This is a genomic window from Pseudomonas sp. GM102, from assembly GCF_000282555.1.
Lineage (GTDB): Bacteria > Pseudomonadota > Gammaproteobacteria > Pseudomonadales > Pseudomonadaceae > Aquipseudomonas.
In genome coordinates, this window is sequence record NZ_AKJB01000011.1 from 1 (window position 1) to 25,979 (window position 25,979).

The following is a 25,979-nucleotide window of genomic DNA, read 5'->3' on the forward strand; positions in this document are numbered from 1 at the left end:
GGCAGCAGCCGCGGCTATTGGGTCCTGCGCCTGACGCCAACGTTTTTCTCCTCACTGACCAAACAGGGCGACGTCGGCATCCGCCCCCAGTGGCTGGTGGAAAACCGCATCAATCATCAAATCATCAGCCGCGATGACGCTCAGCCCTCGGCCAAACCGGCCGTGCTGACAGCCGACGAACTGGCCAACAGCGTGCTGACAATCCCCTTGAGCAGCAGCGATTGGCAACTGCGCGGGCTGTTCGACCGGCAACGGGTGATCGAACAACTGCTGCCGGCGTTCATCGGCAAATGCCTGCTGGGTCTGGCCCTCTCCTTGTTGCCGTTCATCGCTTTGCTGAACATTCGTCGCCGCCAACGCCAATTGCATGAAGGCCGTCGACGCTATCAGGACATTTTCGAAGGCACCGGCGTTGCGCTGTGCGTGCTCGACCTGTCCGGGCTCAAAAGTCTCTTCGACAGGGCTCAACTCAACAGCAGCGAGCAGTTGAAGGCCTGGCTCCAGACACCGGAGCAACGCCAGCAACTGCTGCAGGAACTGCGCATCACCGAGGTCAATCAAGTCGCCCTGCAACTGCTCAATGTCAATTCCTGCGATCAAGCCTGGAAACTGCTGATCGACGGCTGCCCATTGGACTGCACGGCCATCGGCAATCAAGTGCTCGAAGCGGTGCTCCAGCAGCAGAAACAGCTTGAGCTGGAAATCAAACTCCAGGACGCCAATGGCCGCGACCAGCATTTGTGGCTGGTACTGCGTCTGCCGGAAGATCAGGCCGACTACAAAGCGGTGATCCTGAGCATCAGCGACATCACCAGTCGCAAGCTCATCGAATTGTCGCTGCTGGAGCGTGAAGGGTTCTGGTCCGACGTGGTGCGCACCGTGCCGGATCATCTGTATGTGCAGGATGTAATCAGCCAGCGGATGATCTTCAGCAACCATCACCTGGGGCAAACGCTGGGTTACAACCGCACCGAACTGCACCAGATGGGCGAGTATTTCTGGGAAATCCTGTTGCACCCCGAGGATGCCGACTACTACCACCGATCACGCCAGTCCCAACGTCACGCGGGTTACACCCAACTGATGCAATGTCAGCTGCGTTTCCGCCATCGCGATGGCAAATGGCGGCGTTTCGATATTCGCGAACAGGCCCTGGCGCGGGACAAACACGATCAGGTCACCCGCATCATTGGCGTGGCCAAGGACATCACCGAGCAGATCGAGGCCAGCGAGTCCCTGCGCGACAGCGAGCAACGCTACCGGATGCTCGCCGAAAGCATCAGCGACGTGATTTTTTCCACCGACAGCAAGATGGCGCTCAACTACGTCAGCCCCTCGGTGCAAGCCGTACTGGGCTTCGACGCCGACTGGATATTCCAGAACGGCTGGCAATCGACCATCGCCAATCCACAACAACTGACTGGCATCTACAGCCTGATGGACCGGGTCAGCAAAGCGCTGGATAAGCCCGAGCAACTGGCGCTGCTGCGCAGTCAGGTGCAGACCCAGCTGTTTCTGTTCGACTGCCTGCGGGCCGACGGACGCAAGATCCCCATCGAGTTGCGTCTGGTGCTGGTCTGGGACGAGCACGGTGCCTTCGAAGGTGTGCTCGGGGTCGGCCGCGACATCAGCCAGCAACGTCGGGCCGAAAAAGACCTGCGCATGGCGGCCACGGTATTCGAGCACTCGACCTCGGCGATTCTGATCACTGACCCGGCCGGCTACATCGTTCAGGCCAACGAGGCTTTCAGTCGCGTCAGCGGCTATGCAGTGGCCCAGGTCCTCGACCAGTTGCCGAATATGCTCACCGTCGATGAGCAGCAGGAAGCCCATCTGCGCTATGTGCTCAAGCAATTGCATCAGCACAGCACCTGGGAAGGCGAAGTCTGGCTCAAACGACGCAATGGCGAGCATTACCCGGCCTGGGTCGGGATTACCGCGGTACTCGACGATGAAGGCGACCTGGCCAGCTACGTGTGTTTCTTCAGCGACATCAGCGAGCGCAAGGCCAGTGAACAACGGATTCACCGGCTCGCCTATTACGACGCCCTGACTCACCTGCCCAACCGCACGCTGTTCCAGGATCGCCTGCACACCGCGTTGCAATCGGCTGAACGGCAGAAGTCCTGGGTGGTGCTGATGTTCCTCGACCTGGACCGTTTCAAGCCGATCAACGACTCCCTGGGCCACGCCGCCGGCGACCGTATGCTCAAGGAAATGGCCACGCGCCTGCTTGGTTGCGTCGACGATGACGACACCGTGGCACGCATGGGGGGTGATGAGTTCACTTTGCTGCTGCAACCGCGGGTCAACCGGGAGATCGCGTTGAACCGGGCGATTCACGTGGCCGAACAGATCCTCGCCAGCCTGGTGAAACCGTTCGTGCTGGAAGGCCGCGAGTTTTTTGTCACTGCCAGTATCGGTATCGCCCTGAGCCCTCAGGACGGCAGCGAACTCAGTCAGCTGATGAAGAACGCCGACACGGCGATGTACCACGCCAAGGAACGCGGTAAAAACAACTTCCAGTTCTATCAGGCCGACATGAACGCCAGCGCCCTGGAGCGTCTGGAGCTGGAAAGCGACTTGCGTCATGCCCTGGAACAAAACGAATTCGTGCTGTACTACCAGCCGCAATTCAGCGGTGACGGCAAGCGTCTGACCGGTGCCGAAGCCCTGCTGCGCTGGCGCCACCCACGTCGCGGTCTGGTGCCGCCGGGGGATTTCATTCCGGTGCTCGAAGAGCTCGGGTTGGTGGTGGATGTCGGCGACTGGGTGATCAGCGAAGCCTGCCGTCAGCTCAAGACCTGGCATCAGGCCAAGGTGCGGGTGCCGAAGGTGTCGGTGAACATTTCTGCCCGGCAATTCTCCGATGGGCAGCTCGGCACCCGGATCGCCACCATCCTCAAGGAAACCGGCCTGCCGCCGGCGTGCCTGGAGCTGGAGTTGACTGAAAGTATTCTGATGCGCGAAGTCAGCGAGGCGATGCAGATCCTCGCCGGGTTGAAAAACCTCGGCCTGAGTATCGCAGTCGATGACTTCGGCACCGGCTATTCATCGCTCAACTACCTCAAGCAATTCCCGATCGACGTGCTGAAAATCGACCGCACTTTCGTCGATGGCCTGCCCTCGGGGGAACAGGATGCACAAATTGCCCGGGCGATCATTGCCATGGCCCACAGCCTCAATCTGGCGGTGATCGCCGAAGGCGTGGAAACCCACGAGCAGCTCGACTTCCTGCGTGAGCATGGTTGCGATGAGGTTCAGGGGTATCTGTTTGGCCGGCCGATGCCGGCGAGTCGGTTTGAGGCGCAGTTCAGCAATGATGCGTTGTTCATGTTTGATTGAGATTCAGCAGCGCCTGTCGTGACGCCTTCGCGAGCAAGCCTCGCTCCTACAGACGGTGCTATCCGTAGGAGCGAGGCTTGCCCGCGAAGAGGCCCGCACAAACACCGCAAATCCGGCGCATGAACACCACTTGTCTGCGACATGATGTCCTTTCATATGCCATCTAAAACCCATTGGGTTAGAATGCCCCCCTTTTCTGCCCCGATCCTTGAGGACCGCCATGTTCAGCCGTGATTTGACTATTGCCAAGTACGACGCCGACCTTTTTGCCGCCATGGAGCAAGAAGCTCAGCGCCAGGAAGAACACATTGAGCTGATCGCTTCGGAAAACTACACCAGCCCTGCGGTGATGGAAGCTCAAGGCTCGGTACTGACCAACAAGTACGCCGAAGGTTATCCGGGCAAGCGCTACTACGGCGGTTGCGAGTTCGTCGACGTGGTTGAGCAACTGGCCATCGACCGTGCCAAAGAACTGTTCGGCGCCGATTACGCCAACGTTCAGCCACACGCCGGTTCCCAAGCCAACAGCGCCGTTTACCTGGCCCTGCTGCAAGCGGGCGACACCATTCTGGGCATGAGCCTGGCCCACGGCGGTCACCTGACCCACGGTGCCAGCGTTTCGTCCTCCGGCAAGCTGTACAACGCTGTTCAGTACGGCATCGATGCCAACGGCCTGATCGACTACGACGAAGTCGAGCGCCTGGCGGTCGAGCACAAGCCAAAAATGATCGTGGCCGGTTTCTCTGCCTACTCGCAGATCCTCGACTTCCCGCGTTTCCGCGAAATCGCTGACAAAGTCGGTGCCTACCTGTTCGTCGACATGGCTCATGTGGCCGGTCTGGTCGCCGCTGGCGTCTACCCGAACCCGGTTCCATTCGCTGACGTCGTGACCACCACCACGCACAAGACCCTGCGCGGTCCACGTGGCGGCCTGATCCTGGCTCGCGCCAACGCCGATATCGAAAAGAAGCTCAACTCCGCGGTATTCCCGGGCGCCCAGGGTGGCCCGCTGGAGCACGTGATCGCTGCCAAGGCGATCTGCTTCAAGGAAGCGCTGCAACCTGAGTTCAAGGCCTACCAGCAACAAGTGGTGAAAAACGCCCAGGCCATGGCCGGCGTGTTCATCGAGCGCGGTTTCGACGTGGTGTCGGGCGGTACTCAGAACCACCTGTTCCTGCTGTCGCTGATCAAGCAGGAAATCTCCGGTAAAGACGCCGACGCCGCACTGGGCAAAGCGTTCATCACCGTGAACAAGAACTCGGTACCGAACGATCCACGCTCCCCGTTCGTCACCTCCGGTCTGCGTTTCGGTACTCCGGCTGTGACCACTCGCGGCTTCAAGGAAGCAGAGTGCAAAGAGCTGGCCGGCTGGATCTGCGACATCCTGGCAGATCTTTCCAACGAAGCGGTGATCGACGCCGTTCGTGAGAAGGTCAAGGCCATCTGCAAGAAGCTGCCGGTATACGGCGCTTAATTGCCCCGCTAAACCGCAGTAGTGAAAAAACCGGTCAGTGATGGCCGGTTTTTTTTCGTCTGCCAGAAAGATCAAAAGATCGCAGCCTTCGGCAGCTCCTACGCGGCTTTAGCCACTGGTCAGACCGGTCATGCCAATTTTTCTATTTCCACTTGTAATCCTGAAAAAACCCAGCGTAGACTGCGCCTGCACTGGACATACCGGTAAGACCACAATAATTAAGTCCTGAATCTGATGTGCATCGCGCACGGCAGCCAGGACACCGACCAGGATTCCTCCCATGCTCAGATGGTGCTCGCGTTCAATCTTCCTTCAAGTGGTTCTCGGACTGGTGCTCGGCATCGTCTGCGGGCTGACCCTTCCCGAATACTCCGCCCAACTCAAACCTCTCGGCGACGGTTTCATCAAACTGATCAAGATGCTCATTGGTCTGATCGTGTTCTGCGTGGTGGTCAGCGGCATCAGCGGTGCCGGCGACCTGAAGAAGGTCGGACGCATCGGCCTCAAATCGGTGATCTACTTCGAAATACTGACCACCATCGCCTTGGTGATCGGCCTGGTGTTCGCCTTCACGACCGGCATTGGCAGCGGCGCGAACATTCATCTGGAGCAGCTCTCCGCCGCCGACATGGGCGACATCGCCCAGCGCGGTCAGCACATGCAAACCACCTCCCAGTTCCTGATGAACCTGATCCCGACCTCGGTAATCGGCGCCTTCGCGGAAAACAACATTCTGCAAGTCCTGCTGTTTTCGGTGCTGTTCGGCAGCGCGCTGAACCTGGTGGGCGAAGCAGCGTCGGGTATTTCCCGGCTGATTAATGAGCTGAGCCACGTGATCTTCCGCATCATGGGCATGATCGTGCGTCTGGCGCCGATCGGCGTGTTCGGCGCCATCGCTTTCACCACCAGTAAATATGGCCTGGATTCGCTGCAGCACCTGGGCAGCCTGGTCGGTCTTTTCTACATGACCTGTGTAGCGTTCGTGGCATTGATTCTCGGCCTGGTGATGCGCCTTTCAGGCCTGAAGATGTGGCCGTTGCTCAAGTACCTGCGTGAAGAACTGATGATCGTCATGGGCACCGCTTCTTCCGACGCCGTGCTGCCACAAATCATGCGCAAGCTTGAGCATCTGGGCATCGGCAGCTCCACGGTCGGGCTGGTGATTCCGACCGGGTACTCGTTCAACCTTGATGGCTTTTCGATCTACCTGACCCTGGCCATTGTGTTCATCGCCAATGCCACCGGCACGCCGCTGGCCATGACCGATCTGCTGACGATTCTGCTGGTGTCGCTGATCACCTCCAAGGGTGCCCACGGGATTCCCGGCTCGGCGCTGGTGATTCTCGCCGCAACCCTGACTGCAATCCCTGCGATTCCGGTAGTGGGTCTGGTGCTGGTGCTGGCGGTGGACTGGTTCATGGGCATCGGCCGGGCGCTGACCAACCTGATCGGCAATTGCGTCGCCACGGTGGCCATCGCCCGTTGGGAAAAGGACATCGATATCCAACGGGCGAACAAAGTGCTTTCCGGTCAGGTGGGTTATACCTTCCAGCCCAGGAAACCGATTGCACCGGCCCATCAGCAGGAATTTTGAATAATCGACGTGCCTGCCCGAGGGCGGGCACGATCATCAATCGTTATAGATGCTCCTGGAGCGAACCGTGATTACCTCGTCAACCGTTGTAAATTCAGTCGTAGAAAAACTTCGGGCCGCGCTGGCCCGCGGTCAGTGGCGTTCCGGCGAAATGCTGCCGGGCCAGCGTGAACTGGCCGAACAACTGGGCATCAGTCGCCCGAGCCTGCGTGAAGCGGTGATCGTGCTGGAAACCCTTGGCCTGGTGCGCTCCATGCCAGGCAAAGGCGTAGTGGTGCTGGAGGCCAATCTCAACGACAGTCAAAGCCACGATAGCGCGGTAGCCGGGGCCAGCCTGGAAGACGTGCTGCAACTGCGTTACACCCTCGAACCGTTCATCGTCGGCCTGGTGGCGCAGTCCATCAGCAGCAAGGAAGTCGGGCAACTGCGCCTGACCCTGATGGACATGCGCGAAGCCCTTGAGGCCAACGACAGCGAAGCCGGCGTGAACGCCTACATTGCGTTCCATGAGGAGCTGTTCACCCTGACCTCAAACCCGATTTTCCAGAGCGTGGTGCAACAAACCAGCAATGCCCTCAAGCAAAGCGCCGACGTGCTGCGCAATTCGCCGGAACATCTGGCTGAACGCCTTGAAGAAAACGAAGCCGTCGTGCGTGCCATCCGCAGTAAGAACAGCGCCCAGGCCAGCGCCGAGATGCGCCGGCACATCCTTCGGGAAGGCCAACGGATGGGCATCGAATTGAACATCCCGGACGATCACCTGGGCAGTTAAACCCTCTTCGAACTGGAGACAGGCCATGAACAGCTTCGCCTCACCACAGATATTCACTGCCCTGCCCTTCACCCGAACGGACACAAGCAAACCGTCAGCGGATGATCTCTATTCACGGATCTTCGACGCCATTCTCGAACAGCGCATCCATGCAGCCAGTCGTTTTACTGAAGACAGCCTGGCGCAGATGTTCAGCGCTCGACGCAGTGACATTCGTGGCGTGCTGACGCAGTTGTCCCATCAGCAGATCATTATCCTTCGCACCAACCATCGTCCCCGAGTCGCCGCACCCGATGCCGAACAGACTCGGCAGGCGCTGCATGCTCGACGACTGACCGAGATCACGCTGGTTCGACTGGCCTGCCAACGGCCTCGCCCACAAGACTTGAAACGCCTGCGCGACTTGATCGACAGCGAGCGCCAATGCACGGCGCGTGGTCCGGCAATTCGACTGTCTGGGGAGTTTCATTTGCAACTGGCCGAAATGGCGGGGAACGCACCGTTGGCGCATTTTCTCGGCACTCTGGTACCGCTGACTTCGCTGGCGATTGCGCAGTTTGATGTGCAGGTAGGCGATGATTGCGCGTGGCAGGAGCACACGGAGATTGTCGATGCAGTGGAGCGTCGGGACGCTACAGCGGCCGAGATGTTGATGACCCGGCATCTGGATCATCTTGACGAAAAACTGCTGAACGCTGGATCGATAGTCAGCCAGAATCGTGTCGCCGGTTAAATCGTCTTCGCGGGCAAGCCTCGCTCCTACAGAGGATATGCAATAGCTGTAGGAGCGAGGCTTGCCCGCGAAGGCGTCATCACCGACGAACGCATATTCAATCCGCCGCGACCCGCGCAAACCCTTCACGAATCTTCTCTTCCGGCAAATCATCGGCAATGAACACGATCACGCTTTCGCGTGTTTCATCGTCGGCCCATTCCGTATCCCAGTCGAATCCGTACAGCTTCAAGACACCCTGAAACACCATGCGCCGCGGTTCGCCAAGGATGTTCAAAACACCTTTGTAGCGCAGCAGTTGCTTGCCATGTTCTTCCAGCAGCTCGTTCATGAACTCACTGAGTTTGTCGATATCCAGCGGCTTGTCGGTGCGCAGCACCAGGCTGGAGATACGGTCGATGGACGGCGCCTTGCTCACTGGGCGCAGACTCATTCCACCGTCGAGATCGGCATTGAGGTTGAAGCCGCGCACGTCCAGCAGTTCGGCCAGATCAATCTTGCCGTGGTCGACCACGCGGATGGGCGCGCGACGGTTGATGCGGGTCAGGCGTTCGCTGAGGGCAGTGAAGGTCGGCTCGTCCACCAGATCCCGTTTGCTCACCAGCAAGCGGTCGGCAAAGCCGATCTGTGCCTGGGCGATGGTCTGGGTCAGGTGCAGGTCGGCGTGGGCCGCGTCCACCAGGGTGATGATGCCGTCGAGGATGTAGCGCTCACGCAGTTCTTCGTCGATGAAGAAGGTTTGCGCCACCGGGGCCGGGTCGGCCAGACCGGTGCATTCGATTACCAGGCGATCGAAGGCGATTTCGCCGCTGTCCAGGCGTTCGAGCAGCAGGTACAGCGCTTTGGTCAAATCGGTGTGGATGGTGCAGCAGACGCAGCCGTTGGACAGCGTCATCACTTGCACCGGCTCGTCGCCCAACAGCTGGGTGTCGATACCGGCGTCACTGAATTCGTTTTCGATCACGGCGATTTTCAAGCCGTGCTCGGCTTTGAGCAGGTGGCGCAGCAAGGTGGTTTTACCAGCGCCGAGAAAGCCACTGAGGATTGTTACTGGAATGGGAGAGGACAACTGGAATCTCCTGTTTCACAAAATTAGAAATCAACACAAAAACAAATGTGGGAGCTAGCCTGCTAGCGATGGCAGACTGTCAATCAACAGTGATGTTGAATGTTCAGGCGCCATCGCTAGCAGGCTAGCTCCCACAGGGATTGCTATTAACCCGACAACCGGGTCAACAGCACTTCGGCCCACCCTTGCCACCGTAACGGGCTTCCTGACGTTCGCGAAAGAACATCTCGTAGCTCATCACCGGTTTGTCCGGGTGTTTGGTTTGCATATGCTCGACGTAGTTGTCGTAGTCGGGCATGCCGACCATCAGGCGCGCGGCCTGACCGAGGTATTTACCGAGGCGACTCAGGTCATTGAACATGGTGCAATCCTCGATTACGCATCCGGCTGAGCCTGGAATGGCGATTCTTTATCCGTACGTTCTTTGCTGCCCCAGGCGGCAATGCCGACCTTGAGCGCATAGAACAGGATGCTGAATACCACAAACAGGAACAACGCGGTCAACGTTGCGTTGGTGTAGGCGTTGTAGATCACGTGCTGCATCTGCTCGATGCTCTTGGCCGGGGCCAGAATCTGCCCGTTAGCCAACGCATCACTGTATTTTTTCGCCAGCGACAGGAAACCGATCGCCGGGTTGGCGTCGAACAGCTTGATGAAGCCTGCGGTGGTGGTGCAGATCAGCAACCACACGGCTGGCAGCATGGTCACCCAGATGTAGCGTTGGCGCTTCATTTTGATCAGCACAACAGTTGCCAACATCAGCGCGATCCCGGCCAGCATCTGGTTGGAGATACCGAACAGCGGCCACAAGGTATTGATCCCGCCCAATGGGTCGATCACGCCTTGATACAGCAGGTAACCCCACATCGCTACGCAACCGGCGGTTGCGATCAGGTTGGCAGTCCAGGACTCGGTGCGTTTCAACGCAGGCACGAAGGAGCCGAGCAAATCCTGCAGCATGAAACGCCCGGCACGGGTACCGGCGTCCACCGCGGTCAGGATGAACAGCGCTTCGAAGAGGATCGCGAAGTGGTACCAGAACGCCATGGTGTTTTCACCCGGCAGCACACTGTGCAGGATCTGCGCGATACCGACCGCCAGGGTCGGCGCACCACCGGCACGCGCCAGGATGGTGGTTTCACCGATGTCCTTGGCCACTGCTTGCAGCGCCTCCGGCGTGATTGCAAAGCCCCAGTTGCTGACCGCTTGCGCGACCGCCACCACATCACCGCCGACCACGGCCGCCGGGCTGTTCATGGCGAAGTACACGCCTGGCTCGATCACCGAAGCGGCAACCATCGCCATGATCGCCACGAAGGACTCCATCAGCATGCCGCCGTAACCGATGTAACGGGCGTTAACTTCGTTATCCAGCAACTTCGGCGTGGTGCCGGAGGAGATCAGCGCGTGGAATCCCGAGACCGCGCCACAGGCAATGGTAATGAACAGGAACGGGAACAGACCGCCCTTCCACACCGGCCCGGTGCCGTCGATGAACTGGGTCAATGCCGGCATTTTCAGCTCGGGCATGGTGATCAGGATGCCGATCGCCAGCGCGACGATGGTGCCGATCTTGAGGAAGGTCGACAGGTAATCACGTGGCGCCAGGATCAGCCATACCGGCAGTACCGCCGCGACGAAACCGTAGCCGATCAGCATCCAGGTGATCTGGACTCCGGTGAAGGTGAACGCCTTGGCCCACACCGGGTCAGCGGCAATCTGCCCGCCCAGCCAGATCGAACCCAGCAGCAACGCCACGCCGATCACCGAGATTTCGCCGATGCGGCCCGGACGGATGTAGCGCATGTAGATGCCCATGAACATCGCGATCGGGATGGTCGCCATTACCGTGAAAATACCCCACGGGCTCTCGGCCAGGGCCTTGACCACGATCAGCGCCAGCACCGCGAGGATGATGATCATGATCAGGAAGCAGCCGAACAGCGCGATGGTTCCGGGGATGCGGCCCATTTCCTCACGGACCATGTCGCCCAGGGAACGACCGTTGCGGCGGGTGGACATGAACAGGACCATGAAGTCCTGAACCGCACCGGCCAGCACCACCCCGGCAATCAGCCACAGCGTACCGGGCAGGTAGCCCATCTGCGCGGCCAGGACCGGGCCGACCAGCGGCCCTGCGCCGGCGATCGCGGCAAAGTGGTGACCGAAAAGAATGTGTTTGTTGGTCGGTACATAGTCCAGACCATCGTTGTTGAGTACGGCGGGCGTCGCCCGACGCGGATCGAGTTGCATCACATTGTTAGCGATGAACAGGCTGTAGTAGCGGTACGCGACCAGATAAATGGCCACGGCGGCGACCACAATCCACAAGGCATTGATCGCCTCGCCTCGGCGCAATGCCACTACACCCAGGGCGCACGCTCCCAGGATTGCCAGCAGCAGCCAGGGTAGGTGGCGTAGCAGGCTATTATTATTTTTCATTTTATGATTCCAGCCAGAGTGGACAAGAAAGACAGCCATCCGGAGTTTAGCGCTACTGACAGCAAAGGCCATACCCCGACATTGATCCAAGGCCTTGTCTTGGCTGGCAGGTTTTAATGATGCGGGTCTATAGTCAGCGGACATTCAGAGGATTGCGCCATGAGTGACCACCCCGCTGATCGCCGCCGCTTCAAACGTTTTGCGTTCGATGCCCAAACCGAGCTGAGCCAGGGGGAGTTCATCTGGCCGGTGAAGTTGATCGACCTGTCGCTCAAGGGGCTGCTTATCGAGAAGCCCGAGCCGTGGCTGGGGAATCCGGACTGGCATTTCCTGGTTGATATTCATCTCAACGAAGATGTCGCCATCAAGATGGATGTGATGTTGACCCACGATGACCATGGTCAGCTCGGCTTCGTCTGCAAACACATCAGCCTGGAATCGATTGAACGACTGCGGCGGTTGATTGAGTTCAATCTGGGAGATCCCCAGGAATTAGAGCGCGAATTGGGCGCCCTGATCGAGATCTAGAAACTGCCGCAAAACACTGTGGGAGCGGGCTTGCCCGCGATAGCTGATTCAACCGCAACAAATAGGTTGAATGAAAGAATGCAATCGCGGGCAAGCCCGCTCCCACAGGTTTTGTATCGATCTGAAAGTTACTCGAACAACGCGTCCAGTGCCTGTTCCAGACGCGTCACAGCAATAATCTGCAATCCCGGCGGCGCCTCTTTCGGCGCGTTACCCTTGGGCACGATGGCGCGTTTGAAGCCGTGCTTGGCCGCCTCTTTCAAGCGTTCCTGACCACTTGGCACCGGGCGCACTTCACCCGACAAGCCGACTTCGCCGAACACCAGCAGATCATGGGGCAGCGGTCGGTTACGCAAACTGGACATGACCGCCGCCATCAGGGCCAAGTCAGATGCAGTCTCCAGCACCTTCACCCCGCCGACCACGTTGAGGAACACGTCCTGATCGTGAGTCGGAATGCCGCCATGTCGATGCAAAACCGCCAACAACATGGCCAAGCGATTCTGATCCAGACCGAGCGTTACCCGGCGTGGGTTGGCCATATGGCTATCGTCCACCAACGCCTGGACTTCAACCAGCATCGGCCGGGTGCCTTCCCACGTTGCCATGACCACGCTGCCCGGGACTTCTTCCTGGGCGCGGGTCAGAAAAATCGCCGAGGGGTTGGAGACTTCTTTCAGGCCCTTGTCGGTCATGCCGAACACGCCCAATTCATTCACCGCGCCGAAACGGTTTTTCACCGCACGCAACAAACGCAGGCGCCCATCGGATTCGCCTTCGAAATACAGAACGGTGTCGACCATATGTTCCAGTACTCGAGGACCGGCCAGCGCGCCTTCTTTGGTGACATGCCCCACAAGGAAAATCGCCGTGCCACTTTGTTTGGCGTAACGCACCAGCAACGCCGCACTTTCGCGCACCTGGGAGACGCCCCCCGGCGCCGATTGCAGTTGCTCGGTGAAAATCGTCTGAATCGAGTCGATCACCATCACCTTGGGCTTTTCCTGCCGCGCGGTGGCGATGATGGTTTCGATGCAGGTTTCGGTCATCACCCGCAGCTGATCCTGAGGCAAGCCCAAGCGCCGGGCGCGCATGGCCACTTGTTGCTGGGACTCTTCGCCGGTGACATACAGTGCCGGCATGCTCTTGGCGAGGTTGCACAAGGTTTGCAACAAAATGGTCGACTTGCCGATGCCGGGATCACCACCGATCAACACCACCGAGCCATCCACCAGGCCGCCGCCCAGAACGCGATCCAGCTCGCTGGACGCCGTGGAGAAACGCGGAATCTCTTCGACACTGACTTCGGCCAGGGTTTTGATCTGCGCTTGCTGGCCGGTCCAACCGGTGCGCCCGCTGGGGGCTGCGGCGCCGCCGCTCTCCACCATGGTTTCGGTCAGCGTATTCCAGGCCCCGCATTCGCCGCACTGGCCGGCCCACTTCGGGAAGGTTGAGCCACACTCGGTGCAGCCGTACATGCGCTTGGCCTTGGCCATCTGAACTCCCGGCAAAAACCGCGATGATAGCTCAGCTCGCGCGGATCAGCGCGGCGCCGCCGTACGGATTTCACCGCTGGCCAGACGCGCGGCGCTGTTGCCCAGCGGATCTTCGGCGTTCATGTCCGCCCCTTTGGCCTTGAGAGCGCCCAGCAACTCGACGCGCTTGAACAAGCCGGCGTACATCGCGGCAGTCTGTCCCGCGCCGTTGCGTTGGTCGGGACTGCAATGTGCGGCCAGCAAGGTCCTGGCAATCTGCACTTCGCCTTTGAAAATCGCGCCCATCAACGCCGTGTTGCCTCGTTGATCCTGGGCACAGGCATCCGCCCCGGCAACGAGCAAACGCTCCACTGCGGCGCTCTGGCCGTGATAGGCGGCCAGAATCAGCGCGGTGTAACCCTTGCTGTCGCGGGTATCGAGTGAATAGCCGGCCTCGATGAAGGTTTCGAGCATGGGCACATCACCGCGTCGGGCGGCATCGAAGTAGTAATCCTGCAATTGGACTTTCAGTGCCTCAGGATCCTTCGAGACTGGCGCTTCAGGCCCGGCAAACACACCGAGAGACCAGCAGGCCAGAAATACCGGCAGATAAAAACGCATGGCAACGCTCCTTGATCAGACGGGACCTCACATGAGGTCCCGCTTCAGGCAGATGGATCAGTCGACCAGTTTGGCCGCCAGCGCCTTGACCCGAGCCAGATCCCCCTTGGCTACTTTGGCCACCCCGGTCCCGTATTCCGGGTCGGCCTTGTAAAGAAAGGACAGGATGATGTGCTTGCTCTCGTCATCGGTGGTGGCCAGGGAGCCGCCGAAGCTGTCGATCAGGTCCTGACGTTCCTTCTGGTTGAACGAGCGATACAGATCGCCGGCCTGCTTGAAGTTCTGCTCACGCTGAATTTTCGCCTGCTGCGTGCTGCCCGACAGGGTCGACTGGCTGTAACGCGCGGTTTGCGGCTCTTCGCGCGACAGCAAACGACTTGGCTGGTAATTCACGCCCGTGCTGCTGGCGCCGATGTTCATTGCGCCATCCTGGTTACCGTTGTTCACGGCGATTTTGGGTGCGTTGATCGGCAACTGCAGAGCGTTGGCCCCCAGACGATACAGTTGGGTATCGGCATATGAGAACACTCGCCCTTGCAGTAAGCGATCTTCCGAAGGTTCGATACCCGGAACTAAATTGGCCGGGGCCATGGCCACTTGTTCGGTTTCCTGGAAAACATTCGCTGGATTGCGGTTCAACACCATTTGTCCAACTTTTCGTTCAGGAACACCGGGCCAGATCTTGGTCGCGTCCAATGGATCGAAATCAAACTTGGACAAGTCTTGCGGATTTAGAACCTGGACGTACAAGTCCCACTTCGGAAAGTCACCCTTATTAATATGAGCGACCAAGTCGTTAGTCATATGACTGTAGTCTTGACCTTGAACATTAGTGACTTCTTTAGGGTCGAGATTTTTTATTCCCTGCAAACTTTTCCAGTGAAATTTTACATAGTGCACATCACCTTTGGCGTTAACCAATTTATAGGCGTGCACACCATTTCCGTCCATTTCCCGATAACTGGCCGGCGTACCGGAGTTGGAATACAACTCGGTCAAGGTGCGAGTGGCTTCCGGAACATGGGAGAAAAAGTCGAAACGACGGGAATCGTCGTCAAGGTTGGTGCGCGGATCCGGCTTGAAGGCGTGGACCATGTCTGGAAACTTGATCGCGTCACGGATGAAGAAGGTCGGAAAATTGTTGCCGACCAGGTCCCAGTTGCCGTCTGCGGTGTAGAACTTGGTGGCGAACCCTCGCGGATCACGCAAGGTTTCCGGCGAATGGTTACCATGGACCACAGCGGAGAAACGCACAAATACCGGTGTGTTCTGGCCACCGGCGAACACCTTGGCCTTGGTCAGATCACTGAGGTCGTCGGTCACGGTGAACGTGCCATGGGCGCCAGTGCCACGGGCATGCACCACGCGCTCGGGAATGCGCTCACGGTCAAAACGCTGGAGTTTCTGGATCAGTTGTACGTCTTGCAACAGCACCGGCCCGGTGGCGCCAGCGGTTTGCGAGTTCTGGTTGTCGCCGACGGCGGCGCCGTTATCACGGGTCAACGTCGCTGCATTGACGGAGAAGGACAGCAGGCTGGCGGTCAGAACGCCAACGGTACGACTAAGGGGAAAAGCCCCAAGGCCAAGGGGAGTCGTCATGTAAGTTTCCTCTGATTTTATAAGGCGCATCCAGGTGCGCCCCACAGAGGCTAGTGACCCAAAGGCCAAAACATAAATAGAAATCCCGCACCGAGCCGATAGCGAAAAGGTTCTGGAAAGCCCGGTCTAGAGCGCGTAATCGCGCGCGACTGGTGGCACTTTGTAAACTAATTGCCGGAAGATGTGTCGATAAGAGCTCGCATTGTGAGGCGGCGTTTCGAGCAGGAGCCGTTTTGCTGAATTACACTGCGTTCACCCAACCTCATCTGTAACAAGGAAATAACCTATGGGCGTGATAAGTGAGTTCAAGGCCTTCGCGGTCAAAGGTAATGTGGTCGACATGGCCGTCGGTATCATCATCGGCGCCGCCTTCGGCAAAATCGTTTCGTCATTTGTCGGCGACGTGGTGATGCCGCCAATCGGCTTGCTGATCGGTGGGGTGGACTTCAGTGACCTGGCCATTACGCTCAAGGCTGCCAACGGTGATGTCCCGGCGGTGATGCTGGCCTACGGTAAGTTCATCCAGAGCTTGATCGACTTCATCATCGTCGCCTTCGCGATCTTCATGGGCGTCAAGGCCATCAACCGTCTGAAACGCGAAGAGGCCGTTGCGCCAACCCTGCCGCCGGTTCCGACCAAGGAAGAAGAGCTGCTGGAAGAGATTCGCGATCTGCTCAAGGCCCAGAACAATCAACCCTGATAACTGATTGCCCAATCAGTTACGACGCTCCTTTTGTAGCAGCCTGCGTTCGGCGTGTAGCAGCAGCCTCGCAAGCTCGGCGGCTGCTACACGCCACTTGTTTACCAGTAGTTTTCCACTGCCACCTGGCCGGGTCGTCGACTGAGGCTCAGGTGCATGTCCCGTTGTTTGAGCAACTTGCGCGTGTCATCGATCATCTGTGGATTACCGCAGAGCATCACCCGTGAATGCTCGGCTGTCAGCGCTACACCGGCGGTCTGCTCCAGTTCGCCACTTTCTATGAGACTGGTGATCCGCCCATTCAAGGCACCAGGATGCTGTTCGCGGGTGACGGTAGCGATGAACTGCAGCTTGTGCGTGTACTCAGCCAGATAATCGCGCTGGGCCAGCCCTGCAATCAGCTCCTGGTACGCCAACTCCCGCGCTTCGCGCACGCTGTAGACCAGGATGATTCGCTCGAATTTTTCCCAAACCTCGAAGTCCTGCAGGATCGACAGAAACGGCGCCAGCCCGGTGCCTGTGGATAACATCCAGAGGTCACGGCCATCGACGAAGCGATCCAGCGTCAGATAGCCAAAGGCCTGCCGGTCGACCAGCAGCGTATCGCCGACTTCCAGCCGATTCAGTTCACTGGTGAACTCCCCTCCCGGTACGACAATGGAGAAGAATTCAAGGAACTCGTCATAGGGTGACGAGACCATCGAATAAGCCCGCCACACCGTGCTGCCGTCGGCCTTGGTCACGCCCAATCGGGCGAACTGCCCTGCGCGAAAACGAAAGCCAGGATCCCTGGTGGTCCGCAGGGTGAACAGGTTGGGAGTCAACGTCTGGACGTCAAGCAGCGTCTGGCGAGTGAATTTTTCTGCACTGGCAGTCATGGGTCGCTCCATTCAACAGATGAGGCTAGTGTCCCGCAAAGCAGGCAGCGTAAACACCGGTGATTTGTAATGTTTTTCAGGCCTTAACCAAGCAGTACAAAACAACTAAAACGATAACGTCTAGCATCAAGTCTGTTTATCCGTTGTAACAGAACCTAAGAACCGGATATTCAGTCGCGAGCTTTTTCAAGAGCAAAATAATCCAGCATATATGTAGGAATACTCCTACACTCCTGGCGTGCCGGATCTTGGATCCAATCTGCACCACTCAAGAAAGTCCGCATGGAGTTATCAAATGAAAGTGTGGAAGGAATCACAGTTAACGCAGCTGTCTTACGCGCAGAAAATGGAGACCGCGTATGAGATCTCTCTCAATCTCGTTAAAAATCTGGGCTTTAATTTTTGTGCATTTTCAATAACATCCCAAAGAAGTGAAATACATCGCCATAACATCAATCTGAATAATTACCCCACCGAATGGAACACGAAATATGAACAAGAACATTTCAGTGAAGTCGATCCGATACTAGCCCATTGCAATCACTCCGAATTACCGATTCTTTGGCAAGAAGAGATCTTCTCCAAGACACCGACATTGAGGCAAGCACAAAAGCAGCAAGGTTTGCGCTATGGCTGGTCCCAATCCGTACATGATCAGAATGGGCTTTGCAGCATGCTGAGTCTGGCCAGAAGCCACTGTCCGATTACTACGCATGATCTGTATAAAAATCTGGGCTACGCGATGTTCATCAGCCGCCACCTGCACGGGCTTGTCGCGAAAGATCTGCCCTCCTCCCACCCAAAGCCGAACCCGGTGCATTTATCAATCCGAGAAGTCGAGGTGTTGAAATATTCAGCCATTGGCAAGACGGCAGGCGAGATCGCGAGAATCCTCAGCCTCAGTGAAAGCACGGTGCAGTTTCATATACGCGGAGCCATCCGCAAACTTGGCGTCAACAACAAGATTGCTGCGGTGATCAAAGCAGCGAGAATGTGCGTTATCTGAATCTGTTCGAATCAAGCAATCCCTGCGAGTAATCCAGACGAAAAAAACGTACCATCTGCGATCCATCCTGAGTGATGCCGTGTGACATTCCACGACGCAGTCCGCTCGGATGGTTCTGCCCGCTACGACGCCCCTGAGCGACGGGCCATTCGATGATTATCCTCCGTTGACTACCCAGAGCCCCCTTGCCTCATGCCTCTGCTCGAAACCCCCTTCGCTCAACTCGATCTGATCCGCCAGCCCGAACAGCAGAACGAACCGTTGCAAGCATTTGATGCCGCAGACGAATACCTGCTGACTCATTTGGCCGTGCAACAACCGGCAGCCGATACCCGCGTGCTGGTGCTCAACGACAGCTTCGGTGCTCTGGCCGCCAGCCTGGTGGGCAAGGTTCGGGTGACCAGCAGCGGCGATTCGTTTCTGGCATTTCAGGGACTGGAAAAGAACCTGATACGTAACGGCCAGGCGTTTGATGCAGTTCCGAAAGTGCCCGCCAGCGAAGCGTTCATCGGGCCGTTCGACCGGGTATTGATCCGGGTACCGAAAACCCTGGCCCTGCTGGAAGAGCAACTGATCAGGCTACAAGGGCAATTGGCTCCCGGCGCTCAAGTGATTGCGGCCGCGATGGTGAAGCATTTGCCACGCGCTGCGGGCGATCTGCTGGATCGTTACATCGGCCCGGTGCAAGCCTCGCTTGCCGTGAAGAAGGCTCGGCTGCTGATCGCCACAGCCGAAGCCAAAGCCCCTGCTGTCTCCCCCTACCCGACCCGCTATCGACTCGACGCCCCTGCGATCGAACTGCTCAATCACGCCAATGTGTTCTGCCGCGAAGGGCTGGATATCGGCACGCGGGCCTTTTTGCCGCACTTGCCGAAGAACCTCGGTGCAGCGCGAGTTGCCGATCTGGGGTGTGGCAACGGTGTGCTGGCGATTGCCAGTGCCCTGCAAAACCCTGAGGCCCACTACACACTGGTGGATGAATCGTTCATGGCGGTGCAATCGGCCGCTGAGAACTGGCGCGTGGCGCTGGGCGATCGTGACGTGATCGTGCGGGCCGGCGATGGTTTGGCAGAGCAGGAACCTCAATCCCTGGATGTAGTGCTGTGCAATCCGCCGTTTCACCAACAGCAAGTGGTCGGCGATTTCCTGGCCTGGCGGATGTTCCAGCAGGCGCGTGAATCGTTGGTGGTGGGCGGTGCGCTGTACATCGTCGGCAATCGTCACCTGGGTTATCACAGTAAGCTGGCGCGGTTGTTCCGCGGCGTCGAACAAGTCGCGGCCACCCCCAAGTTCGTGATTCTCAAAGCACGTAAATAAATACGTAAAAAAAACCCTCCATCAGAGGAGGGTTGTAAATCCGTGCCGCAAGGCAACGGGATGGGAATTTCAGTGGGTGCTCAAACCGGCGGCATTCATGAACATGCGCATCAGCGAGGCCACAATGAACAGTGCCACGACGCTGCCGGTCCAGATCATCGCCAGCCAGCCGAGTCGCTGCCAGAGCGGCTTTTTCTCGGCGGCTTCGATTTCCTGCAAATCAGGTTTTCCAGCCATCATCGCTTTCTCCTCTGCAACGGCGCAGGTATCAATTCTGCGCCGTAGTCGCTAGTGGTAACCATCTTCGTGGGTCACCTTGCCGCGGAATACGTAGTAGCTCCAGAAGGTGTAACCCAGGATGAACGGGATGATGAACAGCGTGCCCACCAGCATGAAGCCCTGGCTTTGCGGCGGTGCGGCGGCGTCCCAGATCGAGATCGACGGCGGCACGATGTTCGGCCACAGGCTGATACCCAGACCGCTGTAACCGAGGAAGATCAGCACCAGAGTCAGCAGGAATGGCGTGTAATGCGCATTGCGGGCCACCGCGCGAATCAGACCGTACAGGGTCACCAGCACCAGAATTGGCACCGGCAAGAACCAGAACAGATTCGGTAGCGTGAACCAGCGCGCGGCGATCTCGGCATGGGCCAATGGCGTCCAGATGCTGACAATGCCAATCACCGCCAGCAACACGAAAGCCAATGGCCGCGCCAGATCATGCATCTGTTCCTGCAGCTTGCCTTCGGTTTTCATGATCAGCCACGTGCAACCGAGCAGCGCATAAGCCACCACCAGCGCCGCGCCGCAGAACATCGTGAACGGTGTCAGCCAATCGAGTGAACCGCCGGCGAACTGACGGTTGACCACCGGCAGCCCATCGATGAACGCACCCAATGCCACGCCCTGGAAGAACGTTGCGGCGATCGAGCCACCGATGAAGGCCTTGTCCCACAGGTGGCGCTTGTCATCCTTGGCCTTGAAGCGGAACTCGAAGGCCACACCGCGGAAAATCAACCCGATCAGCATAAAAATCAGCGGCAGGTACAACGCCGATAGCACCACCGAATAGGCCAGCGGGAAAGCGCCGAACAATGCCGCGCCTCCCAGCACCAGCCAGGTTTCGTTGCCGTCCCAGACCGGGGCGACGGTGTTCATCATGACGTCACGATCACTCTTGCCCTTGATGAACGGGAAGAGAATGCCGATTCCCAGGTCGAAGCCGTCCATGACCACGTACATCATGATGCCGAAGATGATGATCACGGCCCAGATCAGCGGAAGATCAATACCCATGATTCAAATCTCCTTGGTCAGGCTAGGGCTGTTATCAGCTTCGGTGCCATCGTCATCGGCTGCGGACAACGGACGGGCCGGTGTGCGCTTCTGGCCAGGACCACCTTCGTTGGTTTCCTTGCCTTCGTCGATCTTCGGCCCTTTGCGCACCAGACGCATCATGTAACCAAGACCGGCACCGAACAGCGCGAAATACACCACAACGAACATGATCAACGTGATGCTCATCTGCACGAAGCTGTGCCCGGAGGACGCATCCGCCGTGCGCATCAACCCATAAACCACCCACGGCTGACGGCCGATTTCAGTGGTGAACCAGCCGGCGAGGATCGCGATCAGGCCAGACGGCCCCATCCACAGCGCCAGGTACAAGAACGGCCGCGAGGTATACAGCTTGTCGCGTTTGCGCAGCCACAGGCTCCACAAACCGGTGAAGATCATCAGCATGCCCAGACCGACCATGATCCGGAACGACCAGAACACGATGGTCGAATTCGGCCGGTCTTCAGGCGGGAACTCCTTGAGCGCCGGCACCTGTTTGTCCAGGGAGTGAGTCAGGATCAGGCTGCCGAGGTACGGAATTTCTACCGCGAACTTGGTTTTCTCGGCCTTCATGTCCGGCCAGCCGAACAGAATCAGCGGCGTCGGTTCATCACCGTGGTTTTCCCAGTGGCCTTCGATCGCAGCGATTTTCGCCGGCTGATGCTTGAGGGTGTTGAGGCCGTGGAAGTCACCGATAACTGCCTGAATCGGCGCCACGATCAGCGCCATCCACATCGCCATCGAGAGCATGGTGCGAATCGCCGGGTTGTCCTTGCCGCGTAGCAAGTGCCAGGCCGCCGACGAACCGACGAAGAAGGCGGTCGCAACGAATGCCGCCGTGGCCATGTGCATCAGGCGGTAGGGGAACGACGGGTTGAAGATAATCGCCAGCCAGTCCACCGGAATGACCTGGCCGTTGACGATCTCGTAGCCTTGCGGGGTCTGCATCCAGCTGTTGGAGGCCAAGATCCAGAAGGTAGAAATAAGGGTGCCGATGGCCACCATGACGGTAGCGAAGAAGTGCAGCTTGCGCCCGACCTTGTTCCAGCCGAACAGCATGACGCCGAGGAAACCGGCTTCGAGGAAGAAGGCGGTGAGCACTTCATAGGTCAGCAACGGCCCGGTCACCGAACCGGCGAAGTCCGAGAAACGGCTCCAGTTGGTGCCGAACTGATAGGCCATGACCAAACCGGAAACCACGCCCATGCCGAAGTTGACGGCAAAAATCTTCGACCAGAAATGGTACAGATCGCGGTAAGTGTCGTTGTGCGTTTTCAGCCACAAGCCTTCGAGCACCGCCAGGTAACTCGCCAGACCAATGGTGATGGCCGGGAACAGGATGTGAAACGAAATGGTGAACGCGAACTGAATCCGGGCGAGATCAAGTGCCTCCAAACCGAACATAAGTCTTCCTCTGTCAGGTAATACCGGCTGAAGGCTTGGCGGCCTACACCCACTGCCCCCACGGATATGGAGTGTGGCGAATTCGAATTCGTTCTTTTTTTACCATCATCACAACGTAGGGAATCTGGCCATCTGGCCGCCGGATCATTTCCACGAAGGGTCTTGATCTGGATCAAGCAACGTTGAAAGAGTAGTCGCATTTTTGCCGATGGACGGTGTGGTCTATTGCCGCGTGACAGGTTGCCTCATGGGTTTGGTCATGCGTTGCAATACATTTTTAGATGAGTGAATTAACTGTGGCGAGGGGGCTTGCCCCCGTTCGGCTGCGCAGCAGTCGTAAAGGTCTGGGGCCGCTTCGCAGCCCAACGGGGGCAAGCCCCCTCGCCACAGGGATTTCGTATGCTCTGTAGATCGGTGTCTAGCTAACTAAATTTCTCAGCCCTGCAACTTCTGGTTACAGGTTGGTGATAATCTCGCCCTTCCCCTCGCTCAGACCTGCCTTCAGATGCCCAACCAAGCGCCCCTGCTGTTACGTCATCATCGCCCGTTTATCGCGTTCTGGCTGGCTCGGGTATTTACCGCCAGCGGTTTTCAGATGTTGACCGTGGCCATTGGCTGGAATCTGTATCAACTAACGGGCAATGTGCTCGATCTGGGCCTGGTGGGGCTGGTGGAATTTGCCCCTCGAGTGTTGTTCATGCTGCACACCGGGCATGTCGCGGACCGCTATGACCGGCGCAAGGTCGCGGCGATCTGTCAGTCACTGCAAGCGCTGATCGCCCTGTCACTGGCCATCGGCAGCGCGACCGACCATGTCACCCGGGAGATGATCTTCATCCTCGCGTTCCTGCTCGGCGCCGCCCGCTCCTTCGAAATGCCGACGACTCAGGCATTGCTGCCGAGCATCGTGCCCAGCGCGTTATTTCCCCGTGCCGTTGCCGCCGCGCAATCTGCACAACAATCGGCAACCATTGTCGCCCCGGCGCTGGGCGGTTTGCTCTACGCCTTCGGCAGCGTCTGGGTGTATGGCCCGACGGTGATCCTTTACCTCATCGCTTGTGCACTGATGCTCAACCTTCCGGCCCGGCAGACACCGCTGAACAAGGGCAAGGCCACCCTGGATTCGCTGCTGGCTGGCATCCGCTTCATTCGCAGCCGCCCGGACATTCTCGGGGCGATTTCCCTGGATCTGTTTGCCGTCCTGCTGGGTGGCGCGACCGCGCTGCTGCCGGTGTTCGCCAAGGATATTCTGCTGACTGGCCCGTGGGGCTTGGGCCTGCTGCGTTCGGCCCCTGCAGTCGGTGCGCTGCTGATGTCGCTGTTTCTGGCGCGATTTGCCGTGGAGCGCAACGTCGGGCGGGTGATGTTCACGGCCGTGGGTGTATTCGGCGTGGCGACCATCGCTTTCGGCCTGTCGACTTCGTTCTGGTTCTCTCTCGCCGTGCTGGTGGTATTGGGCGCAGCGGACATGATCAGCATGGTGATCCGCGCCTCATTCGTGCAACTGGAAACCCCGGACGAGATGCGCGGCCGGGTCAGCGCTGTGAATGGCTTGTTCATCGGCGCTTCAAATCAGCTCGGCGAGTTCGAATCAGGCCTGACGGCCCACTGGTTCGGCACCGTGCCGGCAGTGGTCATGGGCGGCATCGGCACGCTGATGGTGACCGGGGCCTGGGTCAAACTGTTCCCGACCCTGGCCAACCGCGACCGCATGCATGTGCCGGTGGAAGAGGTCAGGGCCTGATGTAGCTCAGGATACGGAAGTCCCCTACCTACTTCCAAAAGACTGGAAATCAGCACAAAGCATAAATTCTCCGACCAAGTGCAATACATAGATAGTGCATCAAGTGTAATGTATCGCCTTACACTTCGAGCATGATCAAATCCTTTCAGCACAAAGGCCTTTCGTGGCTTCTACGAAACCGGTTCGACTCGTGGGATTCGAGCAGATCATGCGAAACGTCTGGCTCGCATGCTGCAGTTCATGGATCGCGCAGTGGCCCCCGACGACCTCGACCTTCCGGGATGGCGATTACATCCGCTCAAGGGCGATCTGATCGAATATTGGTCACTCAGCATTTCGGGGAACTGGCGGGTTATTTTTCGTTTTATTGGTTCGGATATCGAACTGGTCGACTATCTGGATTACCACTGACAGGAGGCAGGACCATGCCCATGCACAACCCGCCACACCCTGGCGAAACACTCTTGATGGATGTATTGCCCGAGCTTGGTGTCAGCGTCACCGAACTGGCCAGGCACCTTGGATTCGCCCGCCCGCATCTTTCGCGAGTACTGCACGGCCATGCGCCCATCAGTCCGGACCTGGCGGTACGTCTGGAGCGGGCTGGAATCGGTAAGGCCCGGATGTGGTTAGGGGTTCAGACCGACTATGATCTCTGGCAAGCGGAGCAGCGTGAGCCCCCCTTCATCGAACCGATTGCTATCCACGCCTGACATTCACTAAACCACCAACTCCCCCGCCACCGTCGACCGCGTGGCTTTGCCGCAGAGTTGCTCCACCAGTGTCAGCGCAAACTCCAACGCGGCGCCCGAGCCCTGAGCAGTGATGCAGTTGCCATCGACCACCACCGGTTGATCGATGAAGTTGCAACCCGACAGTTGATTGCTGACCGTGGGCAGGCAAGTCATGCGCCGCTGGCGCAAAACGCCAAAGGTTTGCAGCGCCAGTGCCGGAGATTCGGCAATACCGGCGAACCGGCGCCCGGCGGCGGCCTGGTCCTTGATCAATTGTTGCAAGGGTTGGTGGGCCGCCAAATGCTGCGCCCCTACCGCACCGCCAGGCAGAACGATCAGGTCGAAGGGTTGGGCCAGTAAATCCACCAACATCGCATCGGCGGTCAAACGGGTGCCGCGAGCGCAGGTGAGCATACGCCGTGCCTCGATGCTGGCCACCACCACTTCAACCTTGGCGCGGCGCAGCACATCGATCAGGGTCACGGTTTGCAGATCGTCGATGCCCTCGGCGAGGGTAATCAGGGCTCTAAAGGTCATGGGCGCGGTCCACAGGATGATCTTTAAAGCGTAGTCAGCTTTCCTGACCCTTGTTCGAGGCCAGCCGTTACTTGATGTAAAGCTGCGTCGACAGCGTGTTGCCCGGCGCATTGATCGAAGTGTTGCTGAACGTGAAGGTGCCGTCCTGCTTGCCCGCCAGGTCGAAGATGTACAGATAGCCGACGGTTTTTTTCCCGGCGGAGCACTCGGTCAGGTTGCCGGTATCAAAAGCACAGACAGGGGTGCGGGTGCCGTTCACCTCGAAACCGTCCAGTGCGACATGGGCTGCACGGCCGTAGCCGACCTCCAGCACATACACCTTGATGTTTGGCCCTTTGTGGTCGCAACGGGTTTGCGCCTGGCCGTCCGCAATACTTTCAAATCCACAGGATGGCGATTCGACCTTGAGCACCTTCACCTGGCTCAACGGTTGAGCCATGGCCGCAGAGGCTGTTTGCGCTCCGATGAAACAGCTGAGCAGCAGTCCAAATGCCGCAATCACACGCTTATTAATGCAATACATATCTACCCCCTCCCTCCCCCAAAAAAACAGCGCGCAGTATGGCGCAGTTCCGTTTTATGCAAAACATCGACGACGATCGCAGCCATAAGCAGCCATAGCCCCACGCTGCTGGTATGATGCGCGGCTTTTTCCGACCCACAGAAAAT

The 25,979-nt window shown here is 58.3% G+C and carries 23 protein-coding genes and 1 pseudogene; 12 read left to right on the forward strand and 12 right to left on the reverse strand.

Features of this window, described 5'->3' with window-relative positions:
* From PMI18_RS26830 to PMI18_RS26810, 5 genes are all read left to right on the forward strand, one after another.
* A partial coding sequence (locus tag PMI18_RS26830; RefSeq protein WP_007895258.1) for a sensor domain-containing protein occupies positions 1 to 3,345 on the forward strand: 3,345 nt, incomplete at its 5' end.
* Positions 3,346 to 3,565: 220 nt separating this feature from the next.
* Entirely contained in the window at positions 3,566 to 4,819 is a 1,254-nt protein-coding gene (gene glyA, locus PMI18_RS26825; protein ID WP_007895259.1) for a serine hydroxymethyltransferase, read from the forward strand.
* Between the two features lie 280 nt (positions 4,820 to 5,099).
* Positions 5,100 to 6,413 (forward strand): C4-dicarboxylate transporter DctA, encoded by a 1,314-nt coding sequence (locus tag PMI18_RS26820; RefSeq protein WP_007895260.1) that lies wholly within the window; start codon positions 5,100 to 5,102, stop codon positions 6,411 to 6,413.
* Positions 6,414 to 6,480: 67 nt separating this feature from the next.
* Positions 6,481 to 7,185 carry a FadR/GntR family transcriptional regulator gene (locus PMI18_RS26815; RefSeq protein ID WP_007895261.1) on the forward strand — a complete coding sequence of 235 codons (705 nt, stop codon included), beginning with the start codon at positions 6,481 to 6,483 and terminating at the stop codon, positions 7,183 to 7,185.
* A 25-nt stretch (positions 7,186 to 7,210) separates the two neighbouring features.
* Positions 7,211 to 7,918, forward strand: coding sequence for a GntR family transcriptional regulator (locus PMI18_RS26810; RefSeq protein ID WP_007895262.1), 708 nt, complete (start codon positions 7,211 to 7,213; stop codon positions 7,916 to 7,918).
* 97 nt (positions 7,919 to 8,015) lie between these two features.
* On the opposite strand, the gene yjiA is transcribed toward PMI18_RS26810, so the two are convergent.
* The 3 genes from yjiA to PMI18_RS26795 form a co-directional block, all read right to left on the reverse strand.
* A complete protein-coding gene (gene yjiA, locus PMI18_RS26805; protein ID WP_007895263.1) occupies positions 8,016 to 8,987 on the reverse strand; it encodes a GTPase in 972 nt (323 codons plus the stop codon).
* Between the two features lie 163 nt (positions 8,988 to 9,150).
* Positions 9,151 to 9,348 carry a YbdD/YjiX family protein gene (locus PMI18_RS26800; protein WP_007895266.1) on the reverse strand — a complete coding sequence of 66 codons (198 nt, stop codon included), beginning with the start codon at positions 9,346 to 9,348 and terminating at the stop codon, positions 9,151 to 9,153.
* A gap of 14 nt (positions 9,349 to 9,362) precedes the next feature.
* Positions 9,363 to 11,429, reverse strand: a complete 2,067-nt coding sequence (locus PMI18_RS26795) for a carbon starvation CstA family protein (RefSeq protein ID WP_007895268.1) — start codon at positions 11,427 to 11,429, stop codon at positions 9,363 to 9,365.
* 159 nt (positions 11,430 to 11,588) lie between these two features.
* Here PMI18_RS26795 and PMI18_RS26790 point away from each other — a divergent pair, with 159 nt between their 5' ends.
* Positions 11,589 to 11,957: a PilZ domain-containing protein gene (locus PMI18_RS26790; protein ID WP_007895269.1), complete on the forward strand. Its 369-nt coding sequence runs from the start codon at positions 11,589 to 11,591 to the stop codon at positions 11,955 to 11,957.
* 128 nt (positions 11,958 to 12,085) lie between these two features.
* Here PMI18_RS26790 and radA read toward each other — a convergent pair whose 3' ends face one another.
* From radA to katB, 3 genes are read right to left on the reverse strand one after another with little or no spacing between them, the layout of a single operon-like run.
* Positions 12,086 to 13,453, reverse strand: coding sequence for a DNA repair protein RadA (radA, locus tag PMI18_RS26785; protein ID WP_007895270.1), 1,368 nt, complete (start codon positions 13,451 to 13,453; stop codon positions 12,086 to 12,088).
* A gap of 45 nt (positions 13,454 to 13,498) precedes the next feature.
* Positions 13,499 to 14,053, reverse strand: a complete 555-nt coding sequence (locus PMI18_RS26780; protein ID WP_007895271.1) for an ankyrin repeat domain-containing protein — start codon at positions 14,051 to 14,053, stop codon at positions 13,499 to 13,501.
* A gap of 57 nt (positions 14,054 to 14,110) precedes the next feature.
* Positions 14,111 to 15,652, reverse strand: coding sequence for a catalase KatB (gene katB / locus PMI18_RS26775; protein ID WP_007895272.1), 1,542 nt, complete (start codon positions 15,650 to 15,652; stop codon positions 14,111 to 14,113).
* 286 nt (positions 15,653 to 15,938) lie between these two features.
* On the opposite strand from katB, the gene mscL reads away from it, so the two are divergent.
* Positions 15,939 to 16,352 (forward strand): large-conductance mechanosensitive channel protein MscL, encoded by a 414-nt coding sequence (gene mscL, locus PMI18_RS26770; RefSeq protein WP_007895273.1) that lies wholly within the window; start codon positions 15,939 to 15,941, stop codon positions 16,350 to 16,352.
* Positions 16,353 to 16,453: 101 nt separating this feature from the next.
* Here the strand turns inward: mscL and PMI18_RS26765 are convergent, their stop codons facing one another.
* Positions 16,454 to 17,230, reverse strand: coding sequence for a ferredoxin--NADP reductase (locus tag PMI18_RS26765; protein WP_007895275.1), 777 nt, complete (start codon positions 17,228 to 17,230; stop codon positions 16,454 to 16,456).
* 295 nt (positions 17,231 to 17,525) lie between these two features.
* Here PMI18_RS26765 and PMI18_RS26760 point away from each other — a divergent pair, with 295 nt between their 5' ends.
* Together PMI18_RS26760 and PMI18_RS26755 are read left to right on the forward strand one after the other, a co-directional pair.
* A complete protein-coding gene (locus PMI18_RS26760; protein ID WP_007895277.1) occupies positions 17,526 to 18,236 on the forward strand; it encodes an autoinducer binding domain-containing protein in 711 nt (236 codons plus the stop codon).
* Between the two features lie 192 nt (positions 18,237 to 18,428).
* A complete protein-coding gene (locus tag PMI18_RS26755; protein WP_007895280.1) occupies positions 18,429 to 19,553 on the forward strand; it encodes a methyltransferase in 1,125 nt (374 codons plus the stop codon).
* A gap of 69 nt (positions 19,554 to 19,622) precedes the next feature.
* Here PMI18_RS26755 and PMI18_RS29990 read toward each other — a convergent pair whose 3' ends face one another.
* From PMI18_RS29990 to PMI18_RS26745, 3 genes are read right to left on the reverse strand one after another with little or no spacing between them, the layout of a single operon-like run.
* On the reverse strand, positions 19,623 to 19,790 hold the full coding sequence (locus PMI18_RS29990; protein ID WP_052967973.1) for a DUF2474 domain-containing protein: 168 nt from the start codon (positions 19,788 to 19,790) through the stop codon (positions 19,623 to 19,625).
* Between the two features lie 51 nt (positions 19,791 to 19,841).
* Positions 19,842 to 20,849, reverse strand: coding sequence for a cytochrome d ubiquinol oxidase subunit II (gene cydB, locus PMI18_RS26750; RefSeq protein WP_007895284.1), 1,008 nt, complete (start codon positions 20,847 to 20,849; stop codon positions 19,842 to 19,844).
* 3 nt (positions 20,850 to 20,852) lie between these two features.
* Entirely contained in the window at positions 20,853 to 22,295 is a 1,443-nt protein-coding gene (locus PMI18_RS26745; protein WP_007895285.1) for a cytochrome ubiquinol oxidase subunit I, read from the reverse strand.
* A gap of 505 nt (positions 22,296 to 22,800) precedes the next feature.
* Here PMI18_RS26745 and PMI18_RS26740 point away from each other — a divergent pair.
* From PMI18_RS26740 to PMI18_RS26735, 3 genes and pseudogenes are all read left to right on the forward strand, one after another.
* Positions 22,801 to 24,039: an MFS transporter gene (locus tag PMI18_RS26740; RefSeq protein ID WP_007895286.1), complete on the forward strand. Its 1,239-nt coding sequence runs from the start codon at positions 22,801 to 22,803 to the stop codon at positions 24,037 to 24,039.
* Positions 24,040 to 24,170: 131 nt separating this feature from the next.
* A pseudogene (locus PMI18_RS0129255) lies at positions 24,171 to 24,450 on the forward strand (type II toxin-antitoxin system RelE/ParE family toxin).
* Positions 24,451 to 24,464: 14 nt separating this feature from the next.
* On the forward strand, positions 24,465 to 24,752 hold the full coding sequence (locus tag PMI18_RS26735) for a HigA family addiction module antitoxin (RefSeq protein WP_007895287.1): 288 nt from the start codon (positions 24,465 to 24,467) through the stop codon (positions 24,750 to 24,752).
* A 6-nt stretch (positions 24,753 to 24,758) separates the two neighbouring features.
* On the opposite strand, the gene PMI18_RS26730 is transcribed toward PMI18_RS26735, so the two are convergent.
* Together PMI18_RS26730 and PMI18_RS26725 are read right to left on the reverse strand one after the other, a co-directional pair.
* Positions 24,759 to 25,310 (reverse strand): DJ-1 family glyoxalase III, encoded by a 552-nt coding sequence (locus PMI18_RS26730; protein ID WP_007895295.1) that lies wholly within the window; start codon positions 25,308 to 25,310, stop codon positions 24,759 to 24,761.
* 67 nt (positions 25,311 to 25,377) lie between these two features.
* Positions 25,378 to 25,833 (reverse strand): DUF4879 domain-containing protein, encoded by a 456-nt coding sequence (locus tag PMI18_RS26725; RefSeq protein ID WP_007895296.1) that lies wholly within the window; start codon positions 25,831 to 25,833, stop codon positions 25,378 to 25,380.
* Positions 25,834 to 25,979: the final 146 nt, after the last annotated feature.

Excerpts from the sequence above, each read along its gene's own strand:
- glyA (WP_007895259.1), top strand. The coding sequence starts at position 3,566 with ATGTTCAGCCGTGATTTGACTATTGCCAAGTACGACGCCGACCTTTTT.
- PMI18_RS26820 (WP_007895260.1), top strand. The coding sequence starts at position 5,100 with ATGCTCAGATGGTGCTCGCGTTCAATCTTCCTTCAAGTGGTTCTCGGA.
- PMI18_RS26810 (WP_007895262.1), top strand. The coding sequence starts at position 7,211 with ATGAACAGCTTCGCCTCACCACAGATATTCACTGCCCTGCCCTTCACC.
- PMI18_RS26800 (WP_007895266.1), bottom strand. The coding sequence starts at position 9,348 with ATGTTCAATGACCTGAGTCGCCTCGGTAAATACCTCGGTCAGGCCGCG.
- PMI18_RS26795 (WP_007895268.1), bottom strand. The coding sequence starts at position 11,429 with ATGAAAAATAATAATAGCCTGCTACGCCACCTACCCTGGCTGCTGCTG.
- PMI18_RS26790 (WP_007895269.1), top strand. The coding sequence starts at position 11,589 with ATGAGTGACCACCCCGCTGATCGCCGCCGCTTCAAACGTTTTGCGTTC.
- radA (WP_007895270.1), bottom strand. The coding sequence starts at position 13,453 with ATGGCCAAGGCCAAGCGCATGTACGGCTGCACCGAGTGTGGCTCAACC.
- PMI18_RS26780 (WP_007895271.1), bottom strand. The coding sequence starts at position 14,053 with ATGCGTTTTTATCTGCCGGTATTTCTGGCCTGCTGGTCTCTCGGTGTG.
- katB (WP_007895272.1), bottom strand. The coding sequence starts at position 15,652 with ATGACGACTCCCCTTGGCCTTGGGGCTTTTCCCCTTAGTCGTACCGTT.
- mscL (WP_007895273.1), top strand. The coding sequence starts at position 15,939 with ATGGGCGTGATAAGTGAGTTCAAGGCCTTCGCGGTCAAAGGTAATGTG.
- PMI18_RS26765 (WP_007895275.1), bottom strand. The coding sequence starts at position 17,230 with ATGACTGCCAGTGCAGAAAAATTCACTCGCCAGACGCTGCTTGACGTC.
- PMI18_RS26760 (WP_007895277.1), top strand. The coding sequence starts at position 17,526 with ATGAAAGTGTGGAAGGAATCACAGTTAACGCAGCTGTCTTACGCGCAG.
- PMI18_RS26755 (WP_007895280.1), top strand. The coding sequence starts at position 18,429 with ATGCCTCTGCTCGAAACCCCCTTCGCTCAACTCGATCTGATCCGCCAG.
- PMI18_RS29990 (WP_052967973.1), bottom strand. The coding sequence starts at position 19,790 with ATGGCTGGAAAACCTGATTTGCAGGAAATCGAAGCCGCCGAGAAAAAG.
- cydB (WP_007895284.1), bottom strand. The coding sequence starts at position 20,849 with ATGGGTATTGATCTTCCGCTGATCTGGGCCGTGATCATCATCTTCGGC.
- PMI18_RS26745 (WP_007895285.1), bottom strand. The coding sequence starts at position 22,295 with ATGTTCGGTTTGGAGGCACTTGATCTCGCCCGGATTCAGTTCGCGTTC.
- PMI18_RS26740 (WP_007895286.1), top strand. The coding sequence starts at position 22,801 with ATGCCCAACCAAGCGCCCCTGCTGTTACGTCATCATCGCCCGTTTATC.
- PMI18_RS26735 (WP_007895287.1), top strand. The coding sequence starts at position 24,465 with ATGCCCATGCACAACCCGCCACACCCTGGCGAAACACTCTTGATGGAT.
- PMI18_RS26730 (WP_007895295.1), bottom strand. The coding sequence starts at position 25,310 with ATGACCTTTAGAGCCCTGATTACCCTCGCCGAGGGCATCGACGATCTG.
- PMI18_RS26725 (WP_007895296.1), bottom strand. The coding sequence starts at position 25,833 with ATGTATTGCATTAATAAGCGTGTGATTGCGGCATTTGGACTGCTGCTC.